Genomic DNA, 6860 nt, shown 5'->3' with positions numbered 1-6860 from the left:
TTGAAGGGTTTTCAGGCCGCCAACGCAAAACTGGAAATGGCGCACTTTAAAGCGGAATGTTGTCTGAGGAACCTGCCGTTGAATGGCCAGCAGGTGACAACGGGTGCGGCGTTTAAGGATTTCCCGGATAGCCCGGAAGGCAAACTGGCAAAAGCGCGCTTCAAAGCGGAATGCTGCCTGAGGAGCCTGCCGATAAATGGCCATCGGATCACACCGGCGTCAGTGATTAAGGATTTTCAGGACACCAGGGCAGCACTGGAGCTGGCACGCTTTAAGGAACACTGTTGCCTGAGGGAGCTGCCGCTGAATGGGGAACAGATCACACCGGATGAGGTGGTTAAGGATTTTCAGGCAGCCAGGGAAATATTGGGATTGGCGCGCTTCACAGCAGAATGTTGCCTGCGGGGCCTGCTTTTGAATGACCAGCAGGTCACACTGGAGCAGGTAGTTAAAGCTTTCCCGAATAGTCCGGAGGGCAAACTGGGGATCGCACGCTTCAAAGCGGACTACTATCTGAAAGGCCTGCCGCTGCATGACCTGCTGGTCACACCGGATGAGGTGTTTATGGATTTCCCGAATAGCCCGGAAGGCAAACTGGGGAGAGCACGCTTCAAAGCAGAATGCTACCTGAAGAACCTGCCATTGAACGGCCAGCCGGTCAGCCAGAGTGAGGTAATTAAAGATTATCAGGCGGCCAAAGCACCACTGGAGCTGGCACGCTTTAAGGAGCAATGTTGCCTGAAGTCCTTGCCGTTGAATGGTCGGCAAGTGACACCGGATGAGGTGATCAGGGATTACCCGGATAATCCGTTGGGCAAACTGGGGAGCGCGCGCTTCAAATCAGAATGTTGTCTGCGTGGCCTGACGCTGGATGGCCAGCTGGTCACACCGGATGCGGTGGTTAAGGATTATCAGGCCACCAGGGCAACACTGGAGCTGGCGCGCTTCAAAGCGGAATGCTGTATGAGAGGCCTGACACTGGCTGGCAACCGGGTCACCCCGGACGAGGTGGTCAGGGATTTCCCGGGCAGTCCGGCAGGCAAACTGGGCCAAGCGCACTTTAAAGCGGAATGTTGCCTGAGGGGCCTGGCGTTGAATGGTCAGCCGGTCACACCGGATGCGGTGATTAAGGGTTTCCCGGGTGGTCGGGAAAGCAGACTGGGTATCGCGCGCTTCAAGGCGGAATGTTGCCTGAGGGGCCTGACGTTGAATGGCCAGCAGGTCACACCGGATGCCGTGGTTAAGGGTTATCTGGCAGTCAGGGCAACACTCGAGCTGGCGCGCTTTAAGGAACAATGTTGTCTCAGAGGCCTGGCGTTGAATCGCCAGCCAGTCACTCCGGATTCAGTGGCCGAAGCGTACCAGGCAGCCAAAGCAAAACTGGCGCTGGCGCGCTTTAAAGCAGAATGCTGCCTGAGGGGGCTGTGTTTGAATAACCTGCAGGTCACACCGGAGGAAGTAGTCGGGGATTATCAGGCCATCAGGGCAATACTTGAACTGGCACGCTTTAAAGCAGACTGCTGCCTGAAGGACCTGAAGCTCAATGGTGACCAGGTCACACCGGATGAGGTGGTTAAGAGTTTCCCGGACAGTCCGGATGGCAAACTGGGGGTGGCGCGCTTCACAGCGGACTGTTGCCTGAGAGGGCTGCTGTTGAATGGCCAGCAGGTCACACCGGATTCCGTAGCCAGTGGTTATCAGGCAATCAGGGCAACACTGGAGCTGGCTCGCTTCAAATCGGAATGTTGCCTGAAAGGGCTGCTGTTGAATGGCCGGCAGGTCACACCGGATGCCGTGGTTAAGGATTATGAACGCGGTGGCAGGTTGCTCGAAAGAGCTATTTTTTATTCGCTACTGGCATTGAATGCCAGAGAACTGAATGGCAAATATCTGGATAACGAGGAGGTATTGGCAGCGTTTAATGATATACCCGGAGATCATACTTCAAGGCAAACCAGGTATCTGGTTCAAAGGTTGCAGCAATCCCACCGGTACGATGAAACCAGCAAAGGTCAGGAGATACTTCAACAGGCCTGGCAAATCTTAACCAAAGTGCCAGTCAAAGACGATGAGCAATCTCGACTGCAATGTATATTGAAATTCATGGCCATGGAGAATAAATGGACAATTGATCAACAGGAAGTGTCTGCAAAACAGGTATTCCATGCCATCAAAACACTGAGGCGCTCATTTAAGAATTCACGCCTGCATTTCTTCTTTCTGGCGCACTGCTGTATCACGAGACAGTCTATTGGCAGACAGCACATTCATAAGGATCAGGTAATCAGGTATCTTAAAAGTTTTCTTGAAGGAAGCAGGCTGCGCCATGCTTTAAACTGCTGGTTTGAAGAATGCAGCTCCGAAGCCTGTGTAATGGATGAGTTACTCGATGCTCAGGGGAGTGACAGTCCTCACCGATATACAACCTTTGCCAGTCAACAGGAAGCTTCTGTTGCCGTTAACAGCGAGAACACCGGACATAAGCATGGAGAACACCTGCCCGACGTGATTCCCGTTATCGAGCGTTCTGAGCGAAGCACAACATCGGCAGAGGTATTCGCTGCCAATCCGGGCAAGGAAGGCTCACTCCCCTGCCAGCTCAGGGAATATCGGGATACAACAGAAACCGCTTCCACCCACCAGACATTTGCCGTCTATATGGCTGAAACCCTGAAGCAAAGGTTAAAAACAGGCATCCCGGACAAGCCGGTTCCACGATTAAATGCGCTAACACTGAAAACACTGGAGATTATTCAGGAAATCAATAGTTCTTATACCATCCCCCCTCTGCTGATTAACGGTTCTTACGGACGTTTTTTACAGAATCTCTGCTCATCATTTAATGATATTGACATTGTCTGCACGGAAGAAGCGTCCTCCAGAACACTCTTTGACAGGCTGCAGGCACTGAACACCGACTGGGATTCTGAAATCGCCAAAAGCGTCACCATCTGGCCAATCGAGGGATGTCAGGCCATTAAACTGCCACACGCCTACAATATTCAACTTAAAGCCGGTGATCTGGGGAGGAAAGCAATGGAGCTTCACGTCAGTATTGATGTCAGAGTAGCCCATGAAAATACCGCACAACTGGCTATTCACGTTCCCGGCGTTGAAAGGCCGGTATGGTGTTTGTCGTTTACGGAAGAAACCCGGTTACTGAACGATACGCTGGAATACCTTGCCAGGAACCTTGACAGGCTAACAGAACAATTGCAAAAAGGAGCGATATTTGGCTTAGCTCGAACCCTGCTTTTTAACACGCCCCAAAACACCGATGAACGTATTTATGGTTTGCTTATGCGCTGCCTGCTTACCCTGAATAAAGCCAGGCAGTTTATCGCCCTGCACTCTGCAGAAAAACCCGGAAAACCTGACGGCCAGACTACCCCGCAGGCAAAAGAACAACAGCGCCTGCATACACTCGCTGCAAATCTACAAGCGAAATTACATAGCCATGTTTACCGTCATGGCTTTGAACACACAATTAACCACTGGCTATCGACAACTCAGCCTGTTAATGATCATCAGCTCCAGAAGAAGGACTTTACCAAAACACTGCTTGCGATGATGCATCCTGCATAAGTAGCTAACCAAAACTGTTATCGATACTAATCCTCATCAATAATTATAGATTTGTTGTGGCAAATCAGGTGATGACCATGGCTTGGCACACCTTAAATGGAACCTAACAATCACTCTGAGGTCAAACGGTGGTATTTACATGCCAAGTGCGCAGGGTTTTATTCTGAAAGCACCCACTTCAACCGACTTCTACCCAAAGTCTGCTGCCCGGGCTGACCGACAAACCGGTTCAGGCAGGATGCCTGACTGCTCCACAAATACATTTAACGGTAAAAGAATCTCCAGCCATCGCTGCCATAGAAGCACAGCCTCCACCATGGGTGAGGCCAGGCGTATTGAGAATGCCTTTTGGAAAAAAACACCACTAAACGGACGTCAAATCACCTCAGCTGATGTGCTTAGAGCCTATGGCAATGATACGACCTCGCTCAGAGGTGGCTTCTTCCTGCAAAGACTCTGCTTACAAAACACTCTGCATAACAATAGAAAAGTAACGCCGGATCAGGTTATTCAGGAATTCAATCGGGAACCAGGTCGAAATAACAAGTGCCAGCTGGCGATAGCGCGCTTCAAGGCGGAATGCTGCCTGAGGAACCTGACCTTGAATGGCCAATCTGTCAGAACGGATACCGTGGTCAGGGATTTCCCGGATGGTCCGGAAGGCAAACTGGGGGTGGCGCACTTTAAGGAGCAATGTTGCCTGAAAAGCCTGACCCTGAATGGTCAGCAGGTCACAGCGGCTGCGGTAATTCAGGCTTTCCCGGATAGTCCGGAAGGCAGACTGGGGCTGGCACGCTTCAAGGCGGAATGTTGTCTGAAGGGCCTGGCAGTGAATGGCCAGCTACTCACACCGGATGCGGTGGTGAAGAGTTGTCAGGCAGCCAAAGCAACACTGGAACTGGCACGGTTCAAAGAGGAGTGTTGCCTGAAGGGCCTGCTGCTGAATGGTCATCAGATCACACCGGATACGGTGATTGAGAGTTTCCCGGATGACCCGGAAGGCAGACTGGGAATAATGCGCTTTAAGGAACAATGTTGCCTGAGCGGCCTGCTGTTAAATGGCCAGCAGGTGACACCGGATACGGTGGTTAAGGGGTGCCTGGAAATCAATGCAATACTCCCGCTGGCACGCTTCAAAGCGGAATGTTGCCTGAAAGGCCTGGCATTAAATGGCCATCAGGTCACACCGGGTGCCGTGGTTAAGGCTTATCAGGCAGCCAGGGCAACGCTGGAGCTGGCGCGCTTCAAAGCAGAATGTTGCCTGAAAAGCCTGCCGTTGAATGGCCAGCGGGTCACGCCGGATACTGTTGTTAGGAATTTTCAGGCCGCCAGGGCACCACTGGCGCTGGCACGATTTAAGCAACAATGTTGCCTGAGGGGCCTGACGTTGGGAGGCAGGCAGGTCACAGCGGATGAGGTGGTTATGGAGTTCCCGGATAGTCCGGATGGCCAACTGGCCACAGTGCGCTTCAAGGCCGAATGTTGCCTGAGAGGCCTGCCATTGAATGGCCGACAGGTGACACCGGAAGCGGTGATCCGGGATTATGAAAGTGGTAATTGGTTGCTCGAAAGAGCGATTTTCTACTCTCTGCTGGCATTGAATGCCAGAAAATTGCATGGCAACTACCTGGATAACCGGCAGGTATTAGCAGCGTTTGATGCAGCACCCGGGGACCATTCTTCAGGGCAAACCAGATATCTGATTAAAAAGCTGAAACAATCTCATAAGTGCGATGAAACCAGTGAAGCCCAGGATATCATGCAAAAGGCCTGGCAAATCTTAAACAGCGTACCGGTCAAAGATGAGCAGCAACGACTGCAATGCATATTGAAATTCATGGCGATGCAGAATGAATTGACCATTGATCATCAGAGAGTGTCAGCACAACAGGTATCGCAATCCATCAAAACACTGAAGCGCTCATTTCAGAACGCACGCCTGCATTTTTTCTTCCTGGCGTACTGCTATGTCAGGAGCCAGCCTGTTGATGGACGACAAATCCACAGGCATCAGGTTCTGGAGTGCCTCCAGAGTTTTCATAAAAGAAGCAACTGGCAGCGTGCTTTAGGCCGCTGGTTTGAACAATACAGTCCTGAAGCCAATATAATGGATAATTTATTGTTTGAACGAACAAACACGGTAGAGGTATCCGTTGCCAGTCCCGGGAAGGAATGCCAACGCCCTTATCAGGTCAGGGAATACCGGGATGAAACAGAAAATACCTGCGCCACCCGGGCAGTGACCGCCAGTGCGGCTCAAACTCTGGAGCCACCGTTAACAACAGGCAGATCGGATGTTCCGGACAAGTCGACCCGACAGTTAACTCCGCTAACGCTGAAAGTGCTGGAAATTATTCAGGAAATCAATGGTTCTTATAACGATCCAGCCATTCTGATTACCGGTTCTTACGCCCGTTTTTTACAGAACCTCTGCTCAGTATTTAATGATATTGACATTATCTGCACGACAGAAAAATCAACCAGAACACTCCTTGCCAAGCTGCAGACGCTTAACACCGACAGGGATTCAGACATCCCCAAAAGCATCATCATCTCACCAGTCCCGGGATGTCCGGCGATTCAACTGCCAGGTGCCTACAATATTGACCTTGAAGATGGTGATCTGGCGACCAGGGCATTGGGGTTTCAGGTCAGTGTTGACGCCAGGGTAGCCCAAAATACAACAGGATTGGCCGTTGAGGTTCCCGGCGTTGCCAGGCCGGTATGGTGTTTGTCGTTTGCTGAAGAAACCCGATTGCTCAATGATACGCTGGAATACCTTGCTGAGAACCTTGATCCGCTGACAGAGCAATTGCAAAACGGGCCGGTATTTGACGTCCCCCGTACCCTTCTTTTTAATAGCCCCCAAAATACCGATGAACGTATTTATGGCTTACTTCTACGCTGCCTGCTTACCCTGAATAAAGCCAGGCAGTTTATCGCTCTGCACTCTGAAGGCAGATCCGGGACAAATGACGGTTCGGCCACCGCGCTTGAACAACAACGCCTGCATGCACTGACTGAGCATCTGCAAATGAAATTGACTGGCCATGTTTGCCGTCATGATTTTGAGCAAAGGGTTAACGGCTGGCTATCAACAGCTCCACAGGTTAATGGCTACCAGATCAAAAGGAAGGCATTTATTACGACACTGCTTGAGATGATGCATCCTGAAGAAGATCGAATAAACTCAGCTCGATGAACTTTTTGAAAAAATAACACTCTAAACGAATAGACCAAAGTGGCAGGTATTTCTCTTACCACGTCTCCCCTAT

At 51.1% G+C, this 6860-nt stretch carries 2 protein-coding genes; both read left to right on the top strand.

Annotated elements, in window-relative coordinates:
• Positions 1–3585: hypothetical protein (locus ACO6V1_RS21670; RefSeq protein ID WP_422468489.1), on the top strand; the 3585-nt coding region annotated here is incomplete at its 5' end.
• A gap of 139 nt (positions 3586–3724) precedes the next feature.
• On the top strand, positions 3725–6787 hold the full coding sequence (locus ACO6V1_RS21665) for a hypothetical protein (protein WP_422468487.1): 3063 nt from the start codon (positions 3725–3727) through the stop codon (positions 6785–6787).
• Positions 6788–6860: the final 73 nt, after the last annotated feature.

This window comes from Endozoicomonas sp. ALC013 (assembly GCF_049310205.1).
Taxonomy (GTDB): domain Bacteria; phylum Pseudomonadota; class Gammaproteobacteria; order Pseudomonadales; family Endozoicomonadaceae; genus Endozoicomonas.
Note: the sequence above shows the minus strand (reverse complement) of the source record. Positions and strands in the feature narration are given on the sequence as shown.

Excerpts from the sequence above, each read along its gene's own strand:
- ACO6V1_RS21665 (WP_422468487.1), top strand. The coding sequence starts at position 3,725 with ATGCCAAGTGCGCAGGGTTTTATTCTGAAAGCACCCACTTCAACCGAC.